Source organism: Cupriavidus sp. LA-1 (genome assembly GCF_055385985.1).
In genome coordinates, this window is the sequence record NZ_AP031389.1 from 150050 (window position 1) to 171009 (window position 20960).

Annotated in this window: 21 protein-coding genes and 1 pseudogene; 6 read left to right on the forward strand and 16 right to left on the reverse strand. The window is 59.2% G+C overall.

Annotation, left to right across the window (positions count from 1 at the left end; genetic code table 11):
• The first annotated feature begins 146 nt into the window (after positions 1-146).
• From ACZ5MJ_RS33050 to ACZ5MJ_RS33070, 5 genes and pseudogenes are all read left to right on the forward strand, one after another.
• Complete coding sequence (locus ACZ5MJ_RS33050) at positions 147-434, forward strand: co-chaperone GroES (RefSeq protein WP_464227006.1); 288 nt, start codon at positions 147-149, stop codon at positions 432-434.
• A 41-nt stretch (positions 435-475) separates the two neighbouring features.
• Positions 476-2098, forward strand: coding sequence for a chaperonin GroEL (gene groL / locus ACZ5MJ_RS33055; protein ID WP_464227007.1), 1623 nt, complete (start codon positions 476-478; stop codon positions 2096-2098).
• Between the two features lie 87 nt (positions 2099-2185).
• Complete coding sequence (gene dnaK / locus ACZ5MJ_RS33060) at positions 2186-4123, forward strand: molecular chaperone DnaK (protein WP_464227009.1); 1938 nt, start codon at positions 2186-2188, stop codon at positions 4121-4123.
• Positions 4124-4536: 413 nt separating this feature from the next.
• On the forward strand, positions 4537-5100 hold the full coding sequence (locus tag ACZ5MJ_RS33065; protein ID WP_432260193.1) for an Hsp20/alpha crystallin family protein: 564 nt from the start codon (positions 4537-4539) through the stop codon (positions 5098-5100).
• 366 nt (positions 5101-5466) lie between these two features.
• Positions 5467-5835, forward strand: a pseudogene (locus tag ACZ5MJ_RS33070) (DUF6496 domain-containing protein); the annotation flags it as partial.
• 137 nt (positions 5836-5972) lie between these two features.
• Here ACZ5MJ_RS33070 and tnpC read toward each other — a convergent pair.
• The 13 genes from tnpC to ACZ5MJ_RS33135 form a co-directional block, all read right to left on the reverse strand.
• Positions 5973-6311 (reverse strand): Tn3 family transposase post-transcriptional regulator TnpC, encoded by a 339-nt coding sequence (tnpC, locus tag ACZ5MJ_RS33075; RefSeq protein WP_432263192.1) that lies wholly within the window; start codon positions 6309-6311, stop codon positions 5973-5975.
• On the reverse strand, positions 6304-9303 hold the full coding sequence (locus ACZ5MJ_RS33080; protein WP_464227011.1) for a Tn3 family transposase: 3000 nt from the start codon (positions 9301-9303) through the stop codon (positions 6304-6306). The genes tnpC and ACZ5MJ_RS33080 overlap by 8 nt, the downstream gene beginning before the upstream one ends.
• A 359-nt stretch (positions 9304-9662) precedes the next feature.
• A complete protein-coding gene (locus ACZ5MJ_RS33085) occupies positions 9663-10235 on the reverse strand; it encodes a DUF4337 domain-containing protein (protein ID WP_115214423.1) in 573 nt (190 codons plus the stop codon).
• Between the two features lie 12 nt (positions 10236-10247).
• The gene (locus tag ACZ5MJ_RS33090; RefSeq protein WP_464227012.1) at positions 10248-10424 is read right to left on the reverse strand and encodes a hypothetical protein; all 177 of its coding nucleotides are present in this window, start codon (positions 10422-10424) and stop codon (positions 10248-10250) included.
• 416 nt (positions 10425-10840) lie between these two features.
• Positions 10841-11539 (reverse strand): HNH endonuclease, encoded by a 699-nt coding sequence (locus ACZ5MJ_RS33095; RefSeq protein ID WP_464227013.1) that lies wholly within the window; start codon positions 11537-11539, stop codon positions 10841-10843.
• A gap of 116 nt (positions 11540-11655) precedes the next feature.
• On the reverse strand, positions 11656-11967 hold the full coding sequence (locus ACZ5MJ_RS33100; RefSeq protein ID WP_464227014.1) for a hypothetical protein: 312 nt from the start codon (positions 11965-11967) through the stop codon (positions 11656-11658).
• A gap of 29 nt (positions 11968-11996) precedes the next feature.
• On the reverse strand, positions 11997-12284 hold the full coding sequence (locus ACZ5MJ_RS33105) for a hypothetical protein (protein WP_464227015.1): 288 nt from the start codon (positions 12282-12284) through the stop codon (positions 11997-11999).
• 62 nt (positions 12285-12346) lie between these two features.
• On the reverse strand, positions 12347-12652 hold the full coding sequence (locus ACZ5MJ_RS33110) for a hypothetical protein (RefSeq protein ID WP_464227016.1): 306 nt from the start codon (positions 12650-12652) through the stop codon (positions 12347-12349).
• A gap of 622 nt (positions 12653-13274) precedes the next feature.
• Positions 13275-13718, reverse strand: coding sequence for a hypothetical protein (locus tag ACZ5MJ_RS33115; RefSeq protein WP_464227018.1), 444 nt, complete (start codon positions 13716-13718; stop codon positions 13275-13277).
• A 550-nt stretch (positions 13719-14268) separates the two neighbouring features.
• Complete coding sequence (locus ACZ5MJ_RS33120; RefSeq protein WP_464227019.1) at positions 14269-15285, reverse strand: protein kinase domain-containing protein; 1017 nt, start codon at positions 15283-15285, stop codon at positions 14269-14271.
• Between the two features lie 141 nt (positions 15286-15426).
• Complete coding sequence (locus ACZ5MJ_RS33125) at positions 15427-15783, reverse strand: hypothetical protein (protein ID WP_464227020.1); 357 nt, start codon at positions 15781-15783, stop codon at positions 15427-15429.
• A 14-nt stretch (positions 15784-15797) separates the two neighbouring features.
• Positions 15798-16376, reverse strand: coding sequence for a hypothetical protein (locus tag ACZ5MJ_RS33130; RefSeq protein ID WP_464227021.1), 579 nt, complete (start codon positions 16374-16376; stop codon positions 15798-15800).
• On the reverse strand, positions 16376-17035 hold the full coding sequence (locus tag ACZ5MJ_RS33135) for a tyrosine-type recombinase/integrase (protein WP_464227022.1): 660 nt from the start codon (positions 17033-17035) through the stop codon (positions 16376-16378). The genes ACZ5MJ_RS33130 and ACZ5MJ_RS33135 overlap by 1 nt, the downstream gene beginning before the upstream one ends.
• Positions 17036-17650: 615 nt before the next feature.
• On the opposite strand from ACZ5MJ_RS33135, the gene ACZ5MJ_RS33140 reads away from it, so the two are divergent.
• Positions 17651-18745: a hypothetical protein gene (locus tag ACZ5MJ_RS33140; protein ID WP_464227023.1), complete on the forward strand. Its 1095-nt coding sequence runs from the start codon at positions 17651-17653 to the stop codon at positions 18743-18745.
• Here the strand turns inward: ACZ5MJ_RS33140 and ACZ5MJ_RS33145 are convergent.
• From ACZ5MJ_RS33145 to ACZ5MJ_RS33155, 3 genes are read right to left on the reverse strand one after another with little or no spacing between them, the layout of a single operon-like run.
• Entirely contained in the window at positions 18687-19232 is a 546-nt protein-coding gene (locus ACZ5MJ_RS33145) for a PIN domain-containing protein (protein WP_464227024.1), read from the reverse strand. The two genes, ACZ5MJ_RS33140 and ACZ5MJ_RS33145, sit on opposite strands and share 59 nt — an antisense overlap.
• Complete coding sequence (locus ACZ5MJ_RS33150) at positions 19229-20347, reverse strand: ImmA/IrrE family metallo-endopeptidase (RefSeq protein ID WP_464227025.1); 1119 nt, start codon at positions 20345-20347, stop codon at positions 19229-19231. The genes ACZ5MJ_RS33145 and ACZ5MJ_RS33150 overlap by 4 nt, the downstream gene beginning before the upstream one ends.
• Positions 20344-20721 carry a hypothetical protein gene (locus ACZ5MJ_RS33155; RefSeq protein WP_464227026.1) on the reverse strand — a complete coding sequence of 126 codons (378 nt, stop codon included), beginning with the start codon at positions 20719-20721 and terminating at the stop codon, positions 20344-20346. Before ACZ5MJ_RS33155 ends, ACZ5MJ_RS33150 begins: the two co-directional genes overlap by 4 nt.
• Positions 20722-20960: the final 239 nt, after the last annotated feature.

Below are 20960 nucleotides of genomic sequence, written 5' to 3' on the forward strand. Positions count from 1 at the left end.
CGCCAGGATCGGTTCCTGGCCAATAATGCTAGCGGCTTGAATCCAGACGCCGGCGTTGACACGTGAATGCCCTGAACGGCGGCCCGGACACGACCCGATCGGCCGGACAAGCTCATGATCACAGTGATCGGACGAGGAGCAAGGCTATGAACATCCGTCCACTACACGATCGCGTCATCGTCAAACGCTTGGACGCAGAACACAAGACGGCCAGCGGTATTGTCATCCCCGATACCGCCGCCGAAAAGCCGGCCCAGGGCGAAGTCCTGGCTGTCGGCCCCGGCAAGCGCCTGGGCGATGGCCATGTCAGCGCGCCGAGCGTGAAGATTGGCGAGCGCGTGCTATTTGGCAAGTATGCGGGCACCACCGTCAAGCTTGAAGGCGAGGAGGTGCTGGTGATGCGTGACGAGGACATACTGTGCGTCGTTGAATAGAGGAAGGAACCGAAAACTAGCGTCTCGCGAGGAGTCTCATCATGGCAGCCAAGGAGATCCAATTTCAGGAGTCCGCGCGCCGCCGCATCGTGGCGGGAGTCAACCTGCTGGCCAACGCGGTCAAGGTCACGCTCGGCCCCAAGGGGCGCAATGTGGTCCTCGAGCGATCGTTCGGGCCGCCGCTGATCACCAAGGATGGGGTATCGGTCGCCAAGGAGATCGAGCTGCGCGACACGTTCGAGAACATGGGGGCCCAGTTGGTCAAGCAGGTTGCGGCCAAGACATCCGACGTGGCCGGTGACGGCACCACGACCGCCACCGTGCTGGCCCAGGCGATGGTTCAGGAGGGCATGAAGGACGTGGTGGCGGGTCTGAATCCGATCGATCTGAAGCGCGGCATGGACCTGGCCGTGAGCGCGGTCGTCGAGGCGCTGCGCAAGCTGAGCCGGCCCTGCACTACGAGAAAGGAGATCGGCCAGATCGGCGCGATCTCCGCCAACGCTGATGAGGCGATCGGCAAGATCATCGCTGACGCGATGGCCAAGGTCGGCAAGGACGGGGCCATCACGATTGAAGACGGCAAGTCGCTGGAGAGCGAGCTGGAGGTGGTCGAAGGCATGCAGTTCGATCGCGGTTATCTGGCCTCTTACTTTATCAACCAGCCCGAGAAGCAATCCGTCTTGCTCGAAGAGCCGTATATCCTGCTGCATGACAAGAAGATATCGGCGATTCGCGATCTGCTGCCGGTGCTCGAGGCCGTGGCCAAGACCGGCAAGCCGTTGCTCGTCGTGGCCGAAGACGTGGAAGGCGAGGCACTTGCGACCCTGGTCGTCAACTCGCTGCGCGGCACCTTCAAGGCCGCCGCGGTGAAGGCACCGGGCTTCGGCGACCGGCGCAAGGCCATGCTGGAAGACATTGCCATCCTGACCGGTGGCACGCTGATCGAGGAACAGACGGGCAAGCAGCTCAAGAATGTCGTGCTGGAGGATCTGGGGCATGCCAAACGCGTCGAAATTGAGAAGGAGAACACGACCCTCGTCGGCGGCGCGGGCGAACCCGCAGCAATCGAGGCCCGCATCAAGGCCATACGGCGGCAGATCGACGAGGCCACCAGCGACTATGACAAGGAGAAGTTGCAGGAGCGGGTCGCCAAGTTGGCCGGTGGCGTAGCGGTGATCCGGGTTGGCGCGGCCACTGAGGTGGAAATGAAGGAGAAGAAGGCGCGCGTCGAAGACGCTCTGCACGCCACGCGGGCCGCGATCGAGGAAGGTATCGTTGCGGGCGGCGGCGTCGCGCTGCTGCGCGCCCGCGCCCAGCTTGCGCCGCTCCAGGGCGCCAACGCCGATCAGGAAGCCGGCATCCGAATCGTGCTGCGTGCCCTGGAGGAGCCGCTGCGGCAGATCGCCGCCAATGCCGGCGAGGAAGCGTCGGTGGTGCTTAGCCGGGTACTCGGACATGACGGCAACTTCGGCTGGAATGCGGCCACCGGTGAATACGGCGACCTGTTCGAGATGGGCGTGATTGACCCAACCAAGGTGACCCGTACCGCACTACAGAACGCGGCATCAGTCGCCGGACTGATTCTGACCACGGACGCGACCGTGGCAGAGATGCCAAAAGACCACGGCAAAGCCGCTGCGGTGTCATCGGAGCTGGAGTATTGACGAGACACGCAAGGCGTGCGGCGAGTCCCATACGGCTGTGGATTTACAGGGAGTCTCCTACCAGGAAGCGCCAGGCGCTTGGACATCATGAGCAAGATCATCGGGATTGACCTCGGCACCACGAATTCGTGTGTGGCGCTGATGGAAGGCAACCAGGTCAAAGTGATTGAGAACTCCGAAGGCTCGCGCACGACCCCTTCGATCGTCGCCTATGTGAACGACAGCGAAATCCTCGTCGGCGCACCCGCCAAGCGGCAGGCCGTCACGAATCCAAAGAACACGCTGTTTGCCGTCAAGCGGTTGATCGGCCGCCGCTACGAGGAAAAGGAAGTGCAGAAGGACATTGGCCTGATGCCCTTCACGATCTTGAAGGCCGACAACGGCGACGCATGGGTCGAAGCGCAAGGCCAGAAGCTCGCCCCGCCGCAGGTCTCGGCTGAGGTACTGCGCAAGATGAAGAAAACCGCCGAAGACTATCTCGGCGAGCCCGTCACCGAAGCCGTCATCACGGTGCCCGCCTACTTCAACGACAGCCAGCGCCAGGCGACCAAGGATGCCGGGCGCATCGCCGGGCTGGACGTCAAGCGGATCATTAATGAACCGACCGCGGCGGCGCTCGCGTTCGGCCTGGACAAGAGGGAAAGCCGCGACCGCAAGATCGCCGTGTTTGACCTCGGCGGCGGCACCTTCGACATTTCCATCATCGAGATCGCTGACGTGCAAGGCGAGAAGCAGTTCGAAGTGCTGTCGACGAACGGTGATACCTTCCTGGGGGGCGAAGACTTCGACCAGCGCATCATCGACTACCTCATCGGCGAGTTCAAGAAAGACCAAGGGGTCGACTTGTCGAAGGACGTGCTGGCGTTGCAACGCCTGAAGGAAGCCGCGGAGAAGGCCAAGATCGAGCTCTCGTCGAGCCAGCAGACGGAAATCAGCCTGCCGTACATCACGGCCGACGCCAGCGGGCCGCGGCATTTGAACCTGAAGCTCACACGTGCCAAACTCGAAGCTCTGGTCGAAGACCTGATCGAGCGCACGATGGAGCCGTGCCGCATCGCAATCAAGGATGCCGGTATCGCGGTCGAAAAGATCGACGACGTGATTCTGGTGGGCGGCATGACCCGCATGCCCAGAGTGCAGGAGAAGGTCAGAGCGTTCTTCGGCCGCGAGCCGCGCAAGGACGTCAACCCCGACGAGGCGGTGGCAGTGGGTGCGGCGATCCAGGGTGCGGTACTAACCGGTGAGCGCAAGGATGTGTTGTTGCTCGACGTGACCCCCCTGTCGCTCGGGATAGAGACCCTGGGCGGCGTGATGAGCAAGATGATCACCAAGAATACCACCATCCCGACCAAGTTTTCTCAGGTCTTCTCTACGGCCGACGACAACCAGGCGGCGGTAACCATCAAGGTGTACCAAGGCGAACGCGAGATCGTTACGGGCAACAAGATGCTGGCCGAGTTCAACCTGGAGGGCATTGCACCGGCGCCGCGCGGCATGCCGCAGATCGAGGTGACGTTCGATATCGACGCCAACGGCATCCTGCACGTGTCGGCGAAGGACAAGGCTACGGGCAAGGAGAACCGGATCACCATCAAAGCCAACTCCGGCCTGTCTGAAGGCGAGATCCAGCACATGGTGAAGGACGCCGAGGCTCATGCTGACGAAGACCGTCGACAGCGGGAGTTGGTCGATGCGCGCAACCACGGCGACGCGCTGGCACACAGTTCGCGCAAGGCTCTGACCGAATACGGCGAGAAGCTGGACGCGGACGAGAAGGAGAAGATCGAATCCGCAATCAGGGACCTTGAGGCGGCACTGAAGACCTCCGACAAGGCCGAGATCGACGCCAAGGCGCAGGCCCTGGCCACGGCCTCGCTGAAACTCGGCGAAAGGGTCTATGCGGACGTTCAGGCTCAGCCGGACAATGGCTCCGGTCGCGCCGCGGACGCGAAAGAGGCGAGCGCCGAGAAGAAAGGCGAGGACGTGGAGGATGTTGAGTTCAAAGAAGCGGGCGCCAAGCAGTAAATTAGCCGACGTCCGTCAAACTTTTGGGTGCGTTCAAGAAACGGTTTTTTTGTACGTTAGCGGCCTCTGTCGGTGTTTCTTGTAATGATTTCGCGGCCGGCATATACGGCCAAGAACACGCTTATGTGGCCGCGACAGCCAGGGGCTTGTCAAACCGGCTAGCAACGACTGACGCCTTCGCAGAGAACCGAAGACCAACCCCTACGGCTGTCATAACGTACCGAAAATATACCGGTCCTGCTTTCTGCAACTGCCATCTGCGAGATGTCTTCAGGGAGTTTTCCCCGTGCGCTATTCATATACCGTCGGGAAACCGCACATCAGGGGGTTCCTACGGTCAATAGATCATCGACGATGCGGCTGACACCAACTGGAATCCGGTTCTCCTGCCAGACCTCTTAGAGGAGGATACGATGAACACCGACCCGAAAAAGTGGAATCTCTTCAAGTTCCTTCGCGGGGCAGCCCGCAAGTCCGATGGGGACAGCCCGGAAAGCCCGCCGGCGAGCGAACAATGGCGCGCCTCCTTGCCTGACATTCCGCGACTGTTCTCACGCGAACCGTGGCGCGCAGTGGAGGAGTTCTTTCATGACCCGTTTGCCGGCCGTGGTGCACTCGAGCGATGGTTTGGCGACTTCAGTTCATCGCGCTTCCAGCCGCGCATCGACGTGGTCGACGAAGGGCAGGTGCTGCGCGTGACCGCCGAATTGCCAGGGATAGAGCGCGAAGACCTGAACGTGAGCGTCGAGGACGGGGCGATCGTGCTGCGCGGCGAGAAAAAGCAGGACGTGCGCAGCGACGAAGATGGCTGTTACCGGCTAGAGCGCGCCTATGGAAACTTCGTGCGCACGATTCCCATGCCGGAAAACGCCGACCCCGATCACACCCTGGCAAAGTTTGACAATGGTGTGCTCACGTTGACCGTGCCGAAATCGGAGCCGGCGCGATCCGCGAGTCGCACGATCGATATTGGCTAGGGCAAGCAGGCAAGAAATGTCTTGGTGGCGGGCGGATATCGTGTGGGCCGGCCATTAGCTCAACTGGTAGAGCAGTGGACTGTTGATCCGTTGGTCGCTGGTTCGACTCCAGTACGACCTACCGGACAAGGCCACTAGCGCCGGGGCCGGTCCAGTGGCGCCGGTCGGCGTGGTCGAGATTCCTGAGCCACTGCTCACGACGATGTTCGAGACGATAGTGGCCGGCCACGAAGATTGTCGCAATCGCCCGCGCAAACGACCCCACCACCATTGCCCACATCACGCAAGCTCCTTCGCCTCGGCCCCGGCGCAGCGTGTGACCTGACGAAACGCGAGGATTGCCTGCTACCATGGTCAGCGCCGTCAGGCTTGTCGGAGGCGCGCCGCGCCGGCATTGAAGTGCCGCCGAAGAAAGGCGCCAAGGCAGCGGCTGCCAAGCCTGCGGCTAGTGGCGGCGGCTACAAGGCGGCGCCGAGACGGCCGAGTTCAGAAAGCACGGCCAAGCGCAGCAGTGCTGCTACCAAGGCGCTCAAGCTGGAGAGTACGGCCGGGGCCTCGCATCAGGCGCTGTCCGCCCAAGCCAAGCGCGCAGCCAGCACACGGACTGCGGCAGACCGATCCGCCGCCGCCGAGAAGGCGGCCAGGACCAAGGGTGCGGCCGGCCGGTCCGAAGCAGCTCGCAAGGCCGCGCGCACGCGCTCAGCGAAAAAGCAGGCCGGCCAGGCGTCCCGCTAGCCTCACGAAAGCCCGGAACAAGAACTTTCCCGAAGAAGTGCGCTGGCTGAAGAAAGAATCGCAGCCCACCGAGAATCATCCCGAGGTAGACAATCAGAAAGATCCCGACGATGGTGGCAGTCATTTGGCAGTGCTCATCATGCTTCCGAGTGCAAGCGCTGCAGAGGCTGAAGCAATTGCACGGCGCGCCGGAGCAGCAGAATCCAGTCATCCAGCTCCTCAAGGATCGACTCGGCCTGATCGACCAGGGTGGGACCAGTGGTCGAGCATGACAACGCGGCGCCGTTGATGACGGTGTGCGCCATGCCGTGCAAGCGCAGCAAGTCGTCACGTAGTCCAGCCGGATCACAGCAGCGCGCGCGGATAGCGTCCATCTGGTCGACTAAACGCAAGATGGCGGTCGTGTCGAACGTGTCCTGAAGCGCTTGGAGGGCGTCGGCGTCGACTTTGCCATAGGGGGTGTCAATGTCAGGCATGGCGGGGCTTTCGGACAGAGTGAGCTGGCCCGGCAAAGAGGCTATCGCGAATCCAGGCTTCGGGCACCCGCTCCAGGTTTAATTTGTAGTCGCCGAAGCGCTTGATATTGCTGGTGAGGTAGGGACTCAGGAAGCCGATATCGGCCACGTCGACCTTGGTCCCTTCCTTTACCATGGCACGCAGGGCCTGCATCATGTCCGCGGTGTTCTGCAGGATCACGGCTGAGGCGATCAGGTCGTTGTAGCGCAGGCGCTTCTGCTGCTCGTCGGGATCGTTCTCGGCGAGCACATCGCCACCGAACGAGAACCATTTGGCAAAGCCATTGTAGGACTCGATCTTGTTGGTGGTGGCGGTAATCTCCTGACGTAGCTCGCGGCTGCCAATCCATTCGAGCAGGAACACCGTGCGCACAACCTTGCCGAGTTCCTGCGCGGCCAGGAACAGGCGGTTGCGGCGGCTTTCCGAGCCGAACCGACGCAGCAGGAGCGGCGAGGAGATCGTGCCGGCCTGGATCGACAGCGCGACCTGCATCAGGTCCTGCCAGTGGAACGCGATCAGGTCCCAGTCGACCGTGTCCGAGAACAGCCGGTCGACGTGCTTGTACTTGGAGTTGGCATCGGCGCGATAGAGCTTCAGATCCTGCCAGTTGCGGATGCGCGGCATCAGCTTGATGCCCAGCAGATGCGTGAAGGCGAACACGGCGGCCGATTGGCCCTGGGTGTCGGCGTGCACGGTGTCGGCCTCGACGCTCAAGCCAGCCTTGAGAAGCCCCTCGATGACATAGATGGCTTCCCACACGCCGGGAGGGATGAAATGCCTGAACACGGCGATATAGTTGTCCGCCACGTGGCGATAGGCCACCGCACCCATCTTGCGATAGCGAAAGTGATAGCCGGCCAGCAGGTTGTTGTCGTAGAAGTCGTACTGGGTGCCGTCGGCAGCGACGGTCTTGCCATCGCCCCAGTGCTTGGGCAGGTCGAGCCGCAGGTACAATTCGATCAGCTCCCGTTGCGCGGTTTCGAGCCGCTCGAGGCTCAGGTGTCGGCGGTTGACGAACGACATCATGTGCGGCGTGACCCGATCCCCCATATGCCGCGCGGCCTGGGTAGGCCCAAGGTTGCAGCCCATGGCGAAAATGGTCAGCAGATAGCGCTCTGCCGCATTGCGAATCTTCGGGTCGCTGCCTGAGAGCGGGCCAAAGTGCCGCGTGAAGTGCGTCCAGTGCTCGATGTTGGCTAGCACGTCCAGCAGATTGCGCGTGGGCATACGCCGGATCAGTGCCTGCTGCAAGGCAATGGCGCTGGCTGGAATCTCCCGGGCGACGGTACGCTTGAGCACCGGCTCGCCATCCTGGCCAATGGTGACGTGCTGGCGCTTGTCGGGAAAGCTGGTATCCAGCTTGCGCGCTGCGTCGGCGAGCCACTGGCGTAAATGCGCCACGAAGTCCTGCGCGTTGGCCGGCATGTCGAGCTTGTCACAGTATTCCGGCAAGCGCCGCTCGCATTCGCGCCAGGGCAGCAAGTGCGACCGGTAATCGGCAAAGGCGTCCGACCCCACGACGCACAGGTCGCCCGAGCGCAGCTCGTTGACCATATGTGACAGCACACAAAGTTCCAGATAGCGCCGGTTGGTTGGCGGCCCTTGGTCGTGCGGGCGGCGGACCAGCTTACGCCAGCGTTCCGAGGCGAAGCTGACATCGACCTCGGCGGCGAGCCACTCGCGATGCAGAGATTCGTTCTCCAACACCACCTCCAGCGCCGCCAGCAGCGTGCGCGACTGGCTGGTCGACTCCCATTCCAGCACCTGCGCCAGGCGCAGCATGACCGAGCGGTGCGCCCGGAAATGCCGCCAGAGCAGCGGCAGGTAGTTGTTGCCGCTCAGGGCCCGCACCTCGGCACAGCTCTCGCGCAACGGCTCCAGATCACCAGACGGCGCGAGAAAGCGGCGCACCTGCTGGCCAATCTGGGCGTCATCCTTGCCATCGGCGACGATATCGACCACGCCGTCGAGCACAGTGACGAGCTTCTCCATCTGCGCACGTTGGCGGGACTGGATGCGCTCCATCTCATCGCGCGCCCGCTTGTGGATCGCGCCCATGCGGCGGATGAACATTTCCGCGAGATCGTCCCGCGAGCGCACGCGCATGTGGTTGAGCAGCGCCACGATCAGCGTGTAGCGCTTCTCGGGAAGGGTTTCCCGGAGATTGGCGGCGTCCAGGCTCATGGCCTGGCTGGCCAGCGAGCGCAGCTTCGAGGCTGGCACCCCGGCTACGGCCCGCGAAAAATCGCCAAAACCATCGAGCCAGCGCAGGTGTTCGATCAAGAGGTTGAGATGCTTGCGTGAAGGCCGGCGTGCGTGACGTTTGATGTTGTTGTAGAGGGTCTGGCGATTGGCGAAGTCTCGGACGAGAAGCTTGTCCAGTCGCCGCTGTTCCTCTTCCGACAAGCGCCTTGCGACGCGCCGGAACAACGCGGTTTGCGTGCGCGTGTGAATCTGCTCCGCAATGCTATCCAGGGTGGAGAACGCAGGCAGTTCGACTTGGTGCAGGACCAGTGCATCAATGGTGGCGTTGATGATATCCACCGGCTGGTCCATGGTTTCTGCAGCTTCGCGCGCGGCGCGGATCGTCACCTCGTTGGCATCCGTGCCGATGTAGGGCTGCACGCCGAGGAATTCACGCACCGCCGTGTAGTGCCGGAACAGCGTGGGGGAAAGCCTGCGGTCGTAGCCAAAGGGGGTATCGGGATCGAGCCCAGCGCTGGCGCGCACATGGTCGATCACGGCGGCGGGAATGCTGTCCAGGTTGGGAAAATAGTGCAGTTGCTGAAAGACTTTCAGCAGGACCAGCAGGCCAAGCCTTGAACCCTGGCCACGTGCGGAGCGGGCGGCCCAGTCCAGCTCCTCCGCGTCCGGCGTGTACCACGCCTGCAACTCCTTGGTGGAGAAAACCTTCGGGAAACGCGGGTAGGCGGTACGCTCGACGGTGGCCATACAGGATCTCGGCAATCGCTGAAGGGCCAGCCAGTCTAACGATGGCAGCTACGGAAATCTAGCCACCGCTTATGCAGCACAGGAATAAAGGTCGCAATCTATATAACCAAAAGGCTTGTGATAGCGGATTGTCCGTATCTTGGCATGACCCCAAGCTCGACAGCCCTTTCCCTTGTAGTGATTGCTGGGTGTCTGTTCAAAAGGCCCATGGGTACGGCAGACGATGGTGAGCTTCGAATTGGCACCACGGTAAATCGCACGACTGTAGTCGTAGCGATCACCGTGCACCTCACACGCGCGGGAAATAAACTCAACTTGGGTAACTTGGCGCATGGTGCAAGGAAGGCATTGCCCTTTTCCTAGATGTGGAGCATTGAAAGCACGGCTAGCATGCCTCCAAGCGCGCCGACCCCATACGAAGCCATCTGGAGCCACCGGCGCCGAGTGAGCAGCGTGATCGCCGCCAAGGCAATTGAAACCTGAACTGCAACCACGGCCTGTGCCCAGCGGTGATGATGATGCACGGCCATCTCACTGGCCTCGTCCGCGTCCTTCGCCGCCCGCTCCTGCGCCTCTGCCTTCTGCCGGATCTGCTCTTTCTCTGTCCCGTAGCGCAGCGCTTCCCGTCTGGCGGTGGCTTGGTCCACTCCGGGCAGCTGTGCCGTCAGTTCAGCAATCGCCTGTTTCTGTCCCTTCGCCTGGTAGTAGGCCCATTGGTTGGCCGCTTCGGTCTTGTGAATGGCGGCTTCGTTCTTCAGTAGCAGAGCTTCGTTCTGTGTCGCTCCGCCCTGATACCCGAAGACAGCCCCAGCGGTCGACAAGATCGCTGTCATCACTGCAATGCGACCCGAAAAACTGTCGGTATGACCAACTTCCGCCGCGTGCTCAAGCGCGTGGTCGTGGGCACCGTGTACGTGAAATCCCTCTGACATTGCTATTCCGCTTCAAAAGAGCCGCTTAACGGCCCAAACGCCCAAGATGAGCACGATGGCGATGACAACGACTCCTACCAAACCGTGACCACGCATCAGAGCGCCGACCGTGTGGTTGGTCGCGCTGCGTACCACGGCGCCGGCTACCTGGTCCACGATAGACGAATGGCTATGCGCAATAAATTTCATGCTTTTCCTAGTCATCCAGCGAAGCGAGTATCCACGCTCCACTACGGCTTCGATATAAAACCAGTCCGTCGCACGCCAGGTCATCCATCAACCAATCTGGCGGGTTCTCGAACCCCCACGTTATCAATGCCAAGATTACCTCGTCCTCACTACCGAGAAGATCCCGAAGCTGTATCTCCATGCCCCCCGGCTGCCGAGCTTGGCGTAGCAACTTCTGATTGAGGATCACTTCTTTTCCTATTTGTGCAATGGATCGGTCGGCGTGTGCAGATGAACTTCGTTCCCATCATCGTCTACATAGAACACCTTGCCGCAGGCAGTACAGCATCGCTCTTGAAGTATCCCAGCCTGCGCCCGCACTAGCCCTTTGTCCGTGGTCCTCTCGGAATCACAGAGAGGGCACTTCGGCACCTTCTTCACGATGCTTTTCCTCCTTTTAGCGTAAATTTTGCGGCGCCCGTACCGTCGCCGCGACGGCGGCTTGGCGTTTCGCCGGGGCGAGACAAGCGCATTCCTCGTGCCGACAGGTACGCCTCAAGGTCCGGGAGATCGCGCCGCCAGTGCGACTCCGCTGTCCTGTGACGGATCCCTTCTAACAAGGCCGCCCAATAGTCAATCATCACGCCCCCCGTGCCGGTCGGCTTCCGCGCGTGGTGAGCCACCATATATGCCGTGCGATACCCCGTGCGCTGCCACCAGTTCATTCGGTCCCACATTGCGGGCAGAGGCATGCTCTTTAGCCGAAGATCAATCTTGATCTCGGGGTAGTCGCTTCGAGCACACTTTGCCGCCAGAATGGCTTCCTCCTCCCTCTGACTTCTCCAAGATCCATTGTCGTCAAACTCCACGACATGATGGCATCCCTCACAAAGCGAGGCCAGTTGCTCGTCATCTGTCCCATTCAGCGCGGTCTCCGAATAAGTTCGATGGTGGACATGATCAGCTTGCCCATTGCATCGCAGACAGGTTTGGTCGTCGCGCTCTAGTACCCGCTGTTTAATCTTCTTCCACAGGCGTCCCGACCGATAGTGCGCGTAATCGCGATAGCCCAAAGCAGACAAGATGGACTCGCGATCATGCGACGCGGATGGAGCTAGTAGCGTTCTGTCTTTCATTGCTGATTCCAAAGCCTTGGACCATCCAAGCAACCGCTATGCCGATGTCGCCGCGCCTGTGTCAAACTCTATTGTCTTGTGTCAAATACTGTTGTTCGTTCACACCTCCTTTTCCGTCACGACTTGTCGGGGTTGCTTCCGCGCTCTGCAATTCTGCTTGACACGATCCGCAGGGTTTCATCCTGTGCCGTCCGTGGCGCTCGCTTGGCCTTGGCGCCAACGGCATCCAGATCCGCCTTCAGGTTGCTGATGTGCTCATCGATTTCATCTTCGGACATGAGATGTGGCGAGATGACAGGCCCGCCCCGCTCCGATGCTTCCGACCACTGTTGCAGACAGATCTCGACTACTGGATCGAATGGAATCTTCTGGTTGGCAATCATCTTGGTGATGGAGAAATCAAAGCGACCGATTGTCTTCTTGCTCATGATCTTTTCCTTTTCCGATGTACCGGCGATCAGTGACCGAAGTTCTTCCACTTTGGAGCCGGCGCAGACGTAGCCTGCGGGATAGGCTGCTTGGACCGTTGTGTCATTAGAGCGACTACAGCGTTGTCACAATCAATCTTCTCTTCGGGATTCGGTGTGATGTCAGCCTTCAGCTTTGTCTGGAACTCCTTGTCCCGCTTCTTGGCGTTATCAATGTGATCGGCGTACCAAGCGACGGTATGCGCATGAGCTGAGTTGACGGAAGTCGAGGCTGCGATTGCGAAGCCCACAGTAAGCGCGAAAACGTTCTTCTTCATATGGTGGATACTGGCTGCCGGCCAGTGCTCGGGGCGCAGACCGCGCCAGGTACTCTTCCTACTCATCGCTCGCGCTTTCGCTTGATCGAATCGCACACCACGGCGGCGAGCGCACCGAACGCACAAAGCCCTAACCCATAAAGGCCGTGCGGTACAAGTCCGTCAGTCAACATCCATAGCAGGAACCACGGCACCCCAACCGCGCAGGTCGAAACAAGCAATACGCGCCCGATGTCTGCGACGCTCACGTTGACGTTGCCCGCGCGGATACGGGCCCACGTCCTGCCTGCATCCTTCCATATCATCCACACGAACGCACAAGATGCAGCCGCGATATATAACCATTCGAGAGGAGAAACACCGCTCATCGTTTGGGTCCCTTTTCCTATCGCTTTGCCCAAGCCAGGCGCGCGCGCAGTTCGTCCTTTGGACACTGGTGCTGCATGGTCACGCGCTGTGCGATCCCGTTACGCTATCGTCTTCGAAGCCCAGCGAAGGGACACCCATGTCTTTTCCTAGTCCGCTAGGTGCTCTGGCGATAGCGCCCGACTGCATGTGGGGCAAGCCAACCCCATCCGCGCGAAGACAACTTCCCAGCTGGCAGGACGTTCGGTATTGAACGTCCTGCCAGATAGCCCTTGAGGCGCGTAACTCTCCCAGGACCCGGAATAGGGCGAATCGCCCTCACTCATGCGAATTGCGCCCTCATGGCCGCAAGGGCAATGGACTGCATGTGTGGTCCTAGTTGTCATGGTTGGCTTTTCCGATCATCGCTTCTTCTTCGGGCGTTTCCCCGTTCTGGGATCGATGTTGTAGTAGGTACCGTGAACAAGTAATTCCTTCACCGTATCACCGTCCCGAACAACGCCGTCAGTAGATCCGCAGCTGGGGCACTCTGCTTTCCCGGCGTCGTCGAGCAACGGAAAGACTTTCCGGCATTTGAAACACTCAAAGAAGCGATTCACGATTCGTTCCTTTTCCGACGTACGATCACCTGCTGTGCTCACACCGGCCGAACCAAACTCTATCGTTAGCCAGAAAGGTGAAAGGTTTGATGCTTTCATCAATATATTCGTTGATTACCAAGACATAGACGTTAGAGCCGCCGCTGCCTTCGAACGTTTGAGTCGTGACCGCCTTGAAGGCATTCACGCCCTGCTGTCCATAGTCAATGATCTGTGGTTTCTGGTCGTCAAAATAGGAGTTCTTGAGTTCGCCAACACCTCCGGTCATCAAACCAGACCGCCGGTGGACCACAAATGTCTTCCCCTTGTAGAAATCCGCACGGGAATTCTTAGTCCCTGCGTTTGACTCTTCCATCCGTTCGACCGTGCATCGATAGTCCGGCCCATAAGATTGAGCGTGCAGACTTGATGTAGTCGCTAAGACACAAGCAGCAAGAATTCCTCGAAGAATGACCATCGTCGTCTGCATGTTCGCCTTTTCCTATTTGTTCGCTCGCGGGAGGTGGGCAGCCCGAACTTCGCTGCGCATTTGATCATCCTCTTGCAAGGATTCGACGTATCTGGCCCGCAACTGCTCGGCGCGAGTCCGAATGGAGTGTCTAGCCGTAAGTGCTGATTCCAATTCAGGATGCATAGCCTTGCGATTGTTCGCATTCTCGGGTGGCAGAGCACCTAGGAGGGCAAAAACTTCTTTATCGTCCACCTGAAATGGCACCATCCAAGCCTGGAGCCAACCGGACACACTTTTTCCAGTAGCGGCGGCGACCGCTTCGCGCGAACGGCGGGCGCGTCCCGTTAGCTCCGACAGGCCGAGTATGAGTTGGCGCAATTCCGCGTCGGCCCTACCAAGCTCAAGGCGCAGGTCAAGCGCCTTCAACTGACCTGTTCGCCAATACGCCATGCAGCCCGTGGTCGTGCCGATTATGCCCCCAGCCAAACCAGCGTAACTTACCCAGTCAGGAACAGCCATCATCTCTTCCCCTTCATGCCTACGCCCTCTTGCTTCTCAGGTGTGATAACTATTGTCCCGGGCACAGCATTTTCAGCAGGCGCGCGACGTTCCCTTCCGGGGGGACGTACTTCCAGTCAGTCGGCTTGTCTGTGAAGCTGCGCGTCCCACGCGAAATGAAGGACATGCTCAGTTCACGCATCATGCGTGCCGAGCAGTTCAACTCGTAGAATATGCTGGCCTGCGGCTGAAGATCGCCGATATCTGATTTCAGTTCGTATAGCGTGATGTCAATACCTTGGTCCGCATTTAGATTCTCGACCGCCGTAATCGGTGGCACGTAGCCGTGCGCCAGCTTTCGAGCGGCGTTCCGGGTGATTGTCTTGCCCACTTCGCTCTTGGCATCGATGCTATCCAGTTCCTTCTGGCGAAGGCACTTCGTCCATACCCTTATGTCTGCGGTGGATTCCCGCGTGACGCCAGCGGCATCATAGAAACACACCTCCTTCTCGGGTAGTTTCGCGCCGCCAGCCGCGAGGATGTTGCGAAATGTCGCGCCGAGCATAAAAACGTCACTGCGGGCATCGGCGTTCCGGAAGCCACCAATTTCGAGGAACTCGGGAGGTATATAGCCCGGCGTACCTGCCCAGACCGATTGGCGTGTGAACATTGTGCTGGAATCAAGCTGCGTGCATAGCCCGAGATCGGATACAACCAGATTGCCGCCGCCGAGAAGGAAATTCTGCGGCTTAATATCTCGGTGAAAGATGTTGCGCATGTGGAGTTGCTCGATGCAGTCGATCATCCGCATGAAGTACAACTCCGTCATATCTGCCCTAGCGCGAATGAATTCGGCGTGCTGCGACACGTCACCATTCTCAAAGAAGGGCATAACGAAGTACGGCGGCCTATGCGAAAGGTTGGCATCGAGAATCTGCGCCACGGCGTCATTGCCGGAAAAACTCTGCATGACACGCACTTCACGCTGGAACCGACGCAACATTTCTTCGTCGCCGTGCTTGCAGTACTTGAGAACCAGCAACGCATCGGCACGCTGGACATGGTGAACGAAGAGTACGGTACCCATGCCACCTGCGTTGCTGCACAAGCCGCGCACGAAGTATTTCTGGTCTATCACTGCCCCGTTTGCGAACATTGTCGCCCCCATTGAAATGACCGTGACTTTGACCGGTCAAGTGAAATTTTGCTTTTCCGCAGTTTCACCGGTTCAGAGCGCTTCCCAGTCGTCCATGCCGGGATGGACTTCAATGCTTGCCCACGTAGAAGAGGGGGCTTGACCGGCCTCAACGACGAAGATTTTGAGCGGAATGGTTGGGGGAGAAATTTGATCGCGGCTTCGGTGGCCGTGCCACATGCACCGAATCTGGTCAGCCGCGGCCGCCGTAATCTCGACGTCCCGGATTTCACTAGGCGGAGCGTATAAGCCCAGTTCAACCTCATGAAGTTCGCTGTGCGCCACTGCCGCCAAGGCGATCTGTTTCTTCAACTTCTCGATATCCGGTAGGCTGTCCCAGCGGTCCGAAACAATTGAGGTGAAGTCCAAAGAAATCATCCTGTGTTGCATGGTGTTTCCCGATATCAGCGAATCACGGATGCGCGTGCGACATCCACTTTTTCGTCCAAAAAGAGTGTCCGGCTCGCATGCCCGATCGGACCAAGGCCGACGGTTACGGTTGCGGGAGGGCCTTTGGTGACCTTGTAGATCTCGCGCACGCGTTCCTGCGACCACGTACCGTTGGGATTTTTGAGCACAAGGGCGTGCCCTACCTTCAACTGCTGAGCCGGAATGCGCACCACGTCGGGGGCCTCCTCAGTGATCTTGATTTCTTCCATGTTGCTCGATCCGATGTGAGCCTCGTATGCGCCAATACTAGGTGCGTTAAACGCACCAGTCAACGCCATTTTTGCCCCAGCTTTCTTGATCACCGGTCCCCAGTCGAGGAGTCGGTAGACCGAGCCATCTTTCTCGATAGACACGCCCGCTTGCTCGGTTGCCTGCTGGACCAGCATCGTTACGGTCTTCTTGTCGATCCCAGTCCGCGCCACCACCTTCATAAGCGTCGCATCTGAAATGGTGTCGATCGCCGCCAACACGGAAAGCATGCGGCGCAGATCGCCCTTCGGGTATTGCGGCACGTCATTCTCTTCGGTTCGCATCAAATCACTCCACTAACTATGGTCGCCAGGCGCACAGGATCGCTCTCGACCAATTTCTTAACCGCAGAAAGGCTGGACACGCCAATCAACTCCTGTATGAGTTTGGGATTGCGCCCCTGCCGATGCAGAGTGACAGCAAACGTCCGGCGCGCTGCGCTGGCGTTGCCGTTCTGGATGCCCGCCTGCTGGTGGAGCCGCCGGTAGATCTCGGTCAGCGTCTCGCACGAGTAGCTGATTGCCCCAGTAGGCGTGACACGACGCGTGAAGGCAAATGGCTCACCCTCGCCCGTCAGGAACAGGCACCTATTCGCGTCTAGACCGCGGTACGCCGCCGGACTAGTTGTTACGCCATGCCGAAATGCAAGCCGGTGCTCCAGGTACTTGTCGATGGCTGCACGGAGCTTTTGGCTGGACCACATCAGCGGGCGCGCCTTGCCGTTGAAGGCGATCTCAGCCCTCACTAGGGACTCGATCAACACGTCGCCATTGGCCTTCAGATAATCGGAGACGAGCAGTTTCGCCGTCTCATTTGGCATGAGGCCGGTGCCGTAAGGGACCATCAGCAAGGCCACGTCACGCATGCTGTTCTGCCCAGTGACCGCTGCGACCTTGAGCGCGTGGCGTAGCTGGTGTTCCTCAATGACAGGGGGTTTCGTCATCCCGTAATGCACGCAAAATTGGTTGTATTACGAGTCAGTATGCGAACAACGAGCCGGAAATGCAATGCGCGGCCAACGGGCTGGCCGCTTCCTCGGAAAAATCCAAAGGCGGTCAGCAGAAATTCCGGCTGATGGCCTCAAGCTGGCCGAGCATCGCTCGAAGAGACGGCGGCGGGCGGCCTGAAGCTGGCGGCCGGAGCTGCAGGCGCCGGGCGCTCTGCCCGGCCGCCCGGCAGTTGTGCACCTTGGCATCCGGGAATGGTCAGTCGTTGGCCAGGCGAATCGAACCAAAGCCTAGCCGCAGAAACTCGCGATAAAAGCGGTTATCAAGAGTTCGTGCACGCTAACAATGGCGGGCTGACTACGCGGGATCTTGACCCTACAAGGGTAAGGTATGTGCAAGCATTGGCTGTAGCAGCGAGTCACGCGGCCGCGCCCTTTTTCACGGTCGCCAGTTCTGCAGAAACTCTCAGTTCGGACGTTTTCCCGTTTGCGAGGTATATTGTCGCCACGCAGTCTGTTGTGAGCAGTATCAGTATCGGTCTGGATGTGTCTTTTTGGTCGAGAATCTCAGGACGCTCGATCCGACTACAACCCCTATCTGAGCATCTCACGATGAAATGCAAGATTTTGCCGGTTGGCCAGCGCAGGGATGGCGGAACGCGCTACTGGTGTCTGGCCCATCACGCCAATGCAACCGCCAAGTATGGGGTAGCTGCGCGCCACTGTGTCGCTGCGCGCGATCTGCCTATCAGTCCGGAGGAGACGCTGGACCTGGCCTTTTCCGACTACCTTGGGGGCGTCGCATTGTGGGGCTCCGTCCCTGCGGTCTATGACACCACCCTCCAGGCCGTGGATCGCGGCATCCATGTGCATGCCCGGAGCACCGTTTGGGGAGGGAAGGAGATTGATCGGACGTATCGGAAGTTGCGTATTCCGTTTTCCGAAGATCTTTTCTCTGATGGATGGGCGGAAGTCGATGAGATTGATGCCATTAACTACATGGTGTCAACCGTGTTTGGTTTCGCGACAGTTGCCATCAACTGTACCTACTGTGGCTTTCCGCATCTGGACCGGGATTGGTTTGCAGTGCATCCGCATCGCAGGCATCAATGCCACGGATGCGGGCGGCAGTTTTCGGATATGGTGGTGGGAATCGGGAATCCCCTTGCTACCATCAGGAAGCACTTCAACACCAAACCGGCCAAAGAAATCAAAGCTCCCAGAAATCTCTCGCTTCGACAAGTCGACTACCCTGGGGGCATCCAGATCTGGGGATCGAATCCTGCGCTAATCTGGACTTCCGACGAGCCTGAAGAGAGTGGCATCCATGTACACGCTTTCCAACTTCACGACGATGAGATGCCAGCAATTGACGACACCTTTGCGAAGGTCTTGATCGACGGACGGAAACTGGACCCGGTTCAGGTGCGCACATATATGGCGCAATCAGCCATGCCACACCTCGAGAGCCGTATCGTTGCGCTGAAGTGCCCAGCTTGCCATGCCCCACACTTTGATCAAGGGGAGTGGGCGTACACGCCTCACATCGAGCACAAATGTCACGTGTGCCAGCACACGTTTCAATCGCGGACGCGTGTGAAGAAGACGATCGGCAACCCATTCGTTGCGATCCGGCCCGCGTTGGCCGCTACGGCTCCGAACCCATTGCGCCAGGAGAGTCTCGGACTTCGGCCGGAGACGATATAGCTGAAAGGATAAAGGTTTCCGGGCCCAATTCTGGAAGATACCCGCCGCGGGACTTCATCAGTTTAAATGCATCGTACGCCTGCTCCGGCGTGAGCACACGCTCTGCCACGGCATCCTTCAGCAGCCCGATTGAGCCAGTAAACGGAAACGCGGGAGTTGTCCGGTTGATGATTTTGCGGGCCGTACCGTCGTCGCATGCCACCTGACAACCCATGGCTCGGGCGGCCAAGATACATTCAGTTTCGCCTTCACCCAAGCCCCAGGCATCCAATGCAGCTTGGTATTCTTTGAAGTCAATCAGATTGGCATCGACCCATTCGATATCACCGCGCTGAACCGCAGCTTCGATGGCACGTGCAACTGTCTTGGATTCCTGGCGCACGACTTCGCTCACCATGAACCGGTGCCCCGGCAAGGAAACGATCGCGGCGAACACTTCGCCGTTTGCCAGATTGATGAGCGTGGATGCGTCAAGGATGATAGTCACACGCTTATGCCCGCGTTAGCAACCACTAATGTGGACACCGGCACATTCAGCAATTCAGCCGCCTTGCCGATGGACATTTGTCCGGATCGGACTTTCTCGACTGCGACATCAATCAACAATGGCGACGCGGCAATATGCAGCTCCGGGCGCGGCGGTATATCGATCGTCGCTGCAAACCGTTCTGGATTCTTGTGGTCATCAACTAACTTTTGGTAGAACGCCCGAGCTCCGTGGCGAGGAAGTAGGTCCAGAACTTCGAACCGTCGGGCAGCTACTTCGAAGCTTACGTGAAACAGGTGCGCAATCCAGGCGACCTCGATCGCACCCAGCGGCTTGTTCGATATACCCAGTCGCTCACGGACAACTTGCAACGCCCTCAAAATTCCGTGCCGAGGCAACAGTAGCGCCGCCGCAAAGGCGTCGGCGAATCGCTCTTCTTGACGCTGCGGTTCATGCAATCCGCCGACCTCTTTGTCAAGGTGCGCATAGCCATCGGCTTGGGAATCATGATGTGCCACCAGATGCCCCAGTTCGTGTGCAATGGTGAATAGCATCCGAGGCTTAAAGGTGCGCGCCCCCAGGATCATCAGTGCATAGCCCTCGACAATGGCGGAAACACCTTCAATGCTTGGATCCCGCGAAAACAGGAGAAAAACGCCTAACCTGCTAACGATTGCCGGCAGATCCGGAAACGGCTCGAGGTCATTAAGCTCCCCGAAGGAACTGCGAAATCGCTCTGCGAACACTTCCGCCATTTCGACCTGCGGCTCCAGTCCACGAAACCGCTCGAGCCAAGCGAGGTCAGGGGGCAGTCCCCGAGCAATCACAAGCGCATCGCGAACTTGCGCAGCGAGCACATCAAGTTGGGGGGCAACCTCGACTTCACGCTGATCGAGGGTCTGGCGAAACAGGACTCGTATCGGCTCCGCCGGGGCGCTATCCACTAGGCTCGATACAGGTACCCCAAGGGCATGAGCGACTTTCCTGAGTTCCCCTAGCGTCGCCTTGGCTCCCTTTACTACCTCCTCGAACCTATCAACGGAGAGGCCAGCCTTAGCCGCGGCCTTTTCCATCGTGAGATTGCGGCTCGCTAGATAGGAGGCAATGTTGGTCACGCCTTCGCCTCGCGCTTGATTTCCTCGAGCGCATGCCTCAGCCGCTCTACTTGCGCGTCCGACATCCGTCGGGCACGACCCAAAATATGATGTACGCGCGACCCATTCCGGCCGAACAACTCGGAGAGGATCTCTACGGTCCGTTCGCGCCCGAGTTGCACCTCCCGCTCGCTTTCCAGAACTACAGGATTTTTTCCGAGTACGTAATTCTTGATTCGGCTCTCAAACTTCGAATGGCTATCGCCTGGATGCTGAGTGCCATCAGCCGTCACAATGATATTTCCGTGCTTTTGCCCGCTTTCGAACCGAAGCGCATTCTCTGGATGTACCCGCAACGCCTCAAGTTGATCCTTGAGCTTCTGGTCAATTTCCATGCCACCGATAACATACTGAGGATAGCTTTTTCCTAAGCTCCCGCTTACCACGAAAATATGATCACCTGGCGTCACCAACCGACGCAAGTCCGGACGACAGGTGCCCATAGTTGGCCGCGGACCGGTCAATATTGGGTCGGCAAGCGCGCGACCAGCGCCAGGGTCGGAATTGGGCGACACAAATATGTAGCTGGACATACTACCCCTCAACTCGATGGATACTGTATTTATATACAGTG

Bases quoted from the DNA above. Each gene is read 5' to 3' on its own strand.
- ACZ5MJ_RS33115 (WP_464227018.1), bottom strand. From the start codon at position 13,718: ATGCAGACGACGATGGTCATTCTTCGAGGAATTCTTGCTGCTTGTGTC.
- ACZ5MJ_RS33050 (WP_464227006.1), top strand. From the start codon at position 147: ATGAACATCCGTCCACTACACGATCGCGTCATCGTCAAACGCTTGGAC.
- ACZ5MJ_RS33120 (WP_464227019.1), bottom strand. From the start codon at position 15,285: ATGGGTACCGTACTCTTCGTTCACCATGTCCAGCGTGCCGATGCGTTG.
- ACZ5MJ_RS33135 (WP_464227022.1), bottom strand. From the start codon at position 17,035: ATGACGAAACCCCCTGTCATTGAGGAACACCAGCTACGCCACGCGCTC.
- ACZ5MJ_RS33110 (WP_464227016.1), bottom strand. From the start codon at position 12,652: ATGAGCGGTGTTTCTCCTCTCGAATGGTTATATATCGCGGCTGCATCT.
- ACZ5MJ_RS33140 (WP_464227023.1), top strand. From the start codon at position 17,651: ATGAAATGCAAGATTTTGCCGGTTGGCCAGCGCAGGGATGGCGGAACG.
- ACZ5MJ_RS33125 (WP_464227020.1), bottom strand. From the start codon at position 15,783: ATGCAACACAGGATGATTTCTTTGGACTTCACCTCAATTGTTTCGGAC.
- groL (WP_464227007.1), top strand. From the start codon at position 476: ATGGCAGCCAAGGAGATCCAATTTCAGGAGTCCGCGCGCCGCCGCATC.
- ACZ5MJ_RS33085 (WP_115214423.1), bottom strand. From the start codon at position 10,235: ATGTCAGAGGGATTTCACGTACACGGTGCCCACGACCACGCGCTTGAG.
- ACZ5MJ_RS33065 (WP_432260193.1), top strand. From the start codon at position 4,537: ATGAACACCGACCCGAAAAAGTGGAATCTCTTCAAGTTCCTTCGCGGG.
- tnpC (WP_432263192.1), bottom strand. From the start codon at position 6,311: ATGCCTGACATTGACACCCCCTATGGCAAAGTCGACGCCGACGCCCTC.
- ACZ5MJ_RS33100 (WP_464227014.1), bottom strand. From the start codon at position 11,967: ATGAGCAAGAAGACAATCGGTCGCTTTGATTTCTCCATCACCAAGATG.
- ACZ5MJ_RS33130 (WP_464227021.1), bottom strand. From the start codon at position 16,376: ATGCGAACCGAAGAGAATGACGTGCCGCAATACCCGAAGGGCGATCTG.
- dnaK (WP_464227009.1), top strand. From the start codon at position 2,186: ATGAGCAAGATCATCGGGATTGACCTCGGCACCACGAATTCGTGTGTG.
- ACZ5MJ_RS33155 (WP_464227026.1), bottom strand. From the start codon at position 20,721: ATGGAAATTGACCAGAAGCTCAAGGATCAACTTGAGGCGTTGCGGGTA.
- ACZ5MJ_RS33090 (WP_464227012.1), bottom strand. From the start codon at position 10,424: ATGAAATTTATTGCGCATAGCCATTCGTCTATCGTGGACCAGGTAGCC.
- ACZ5MJ_RS33105 (WP_464227015.1), bottom strand. From the start codon at position 12,284: ATGAAGAAGAACGTTTTCGCGCTTACTGTGGGCTTCGCAATCGCAGCC.
- ACZ5MJ_RS33095 (WP_464227013.1), bottom strand. From the start codon at position 11,539: ATGAAAGACAGAACGCTACTAGCTCCATCCGCGTCGCATGATCGCGAG.
- ACZ5MJ_RS33080 (WP_464227011.1), bottom strand. From the start codon at position 9,303: ATGGCCACCGTCGAGCGTACCGCCTACCCGCGTTTCCCGAAGGTTTTC.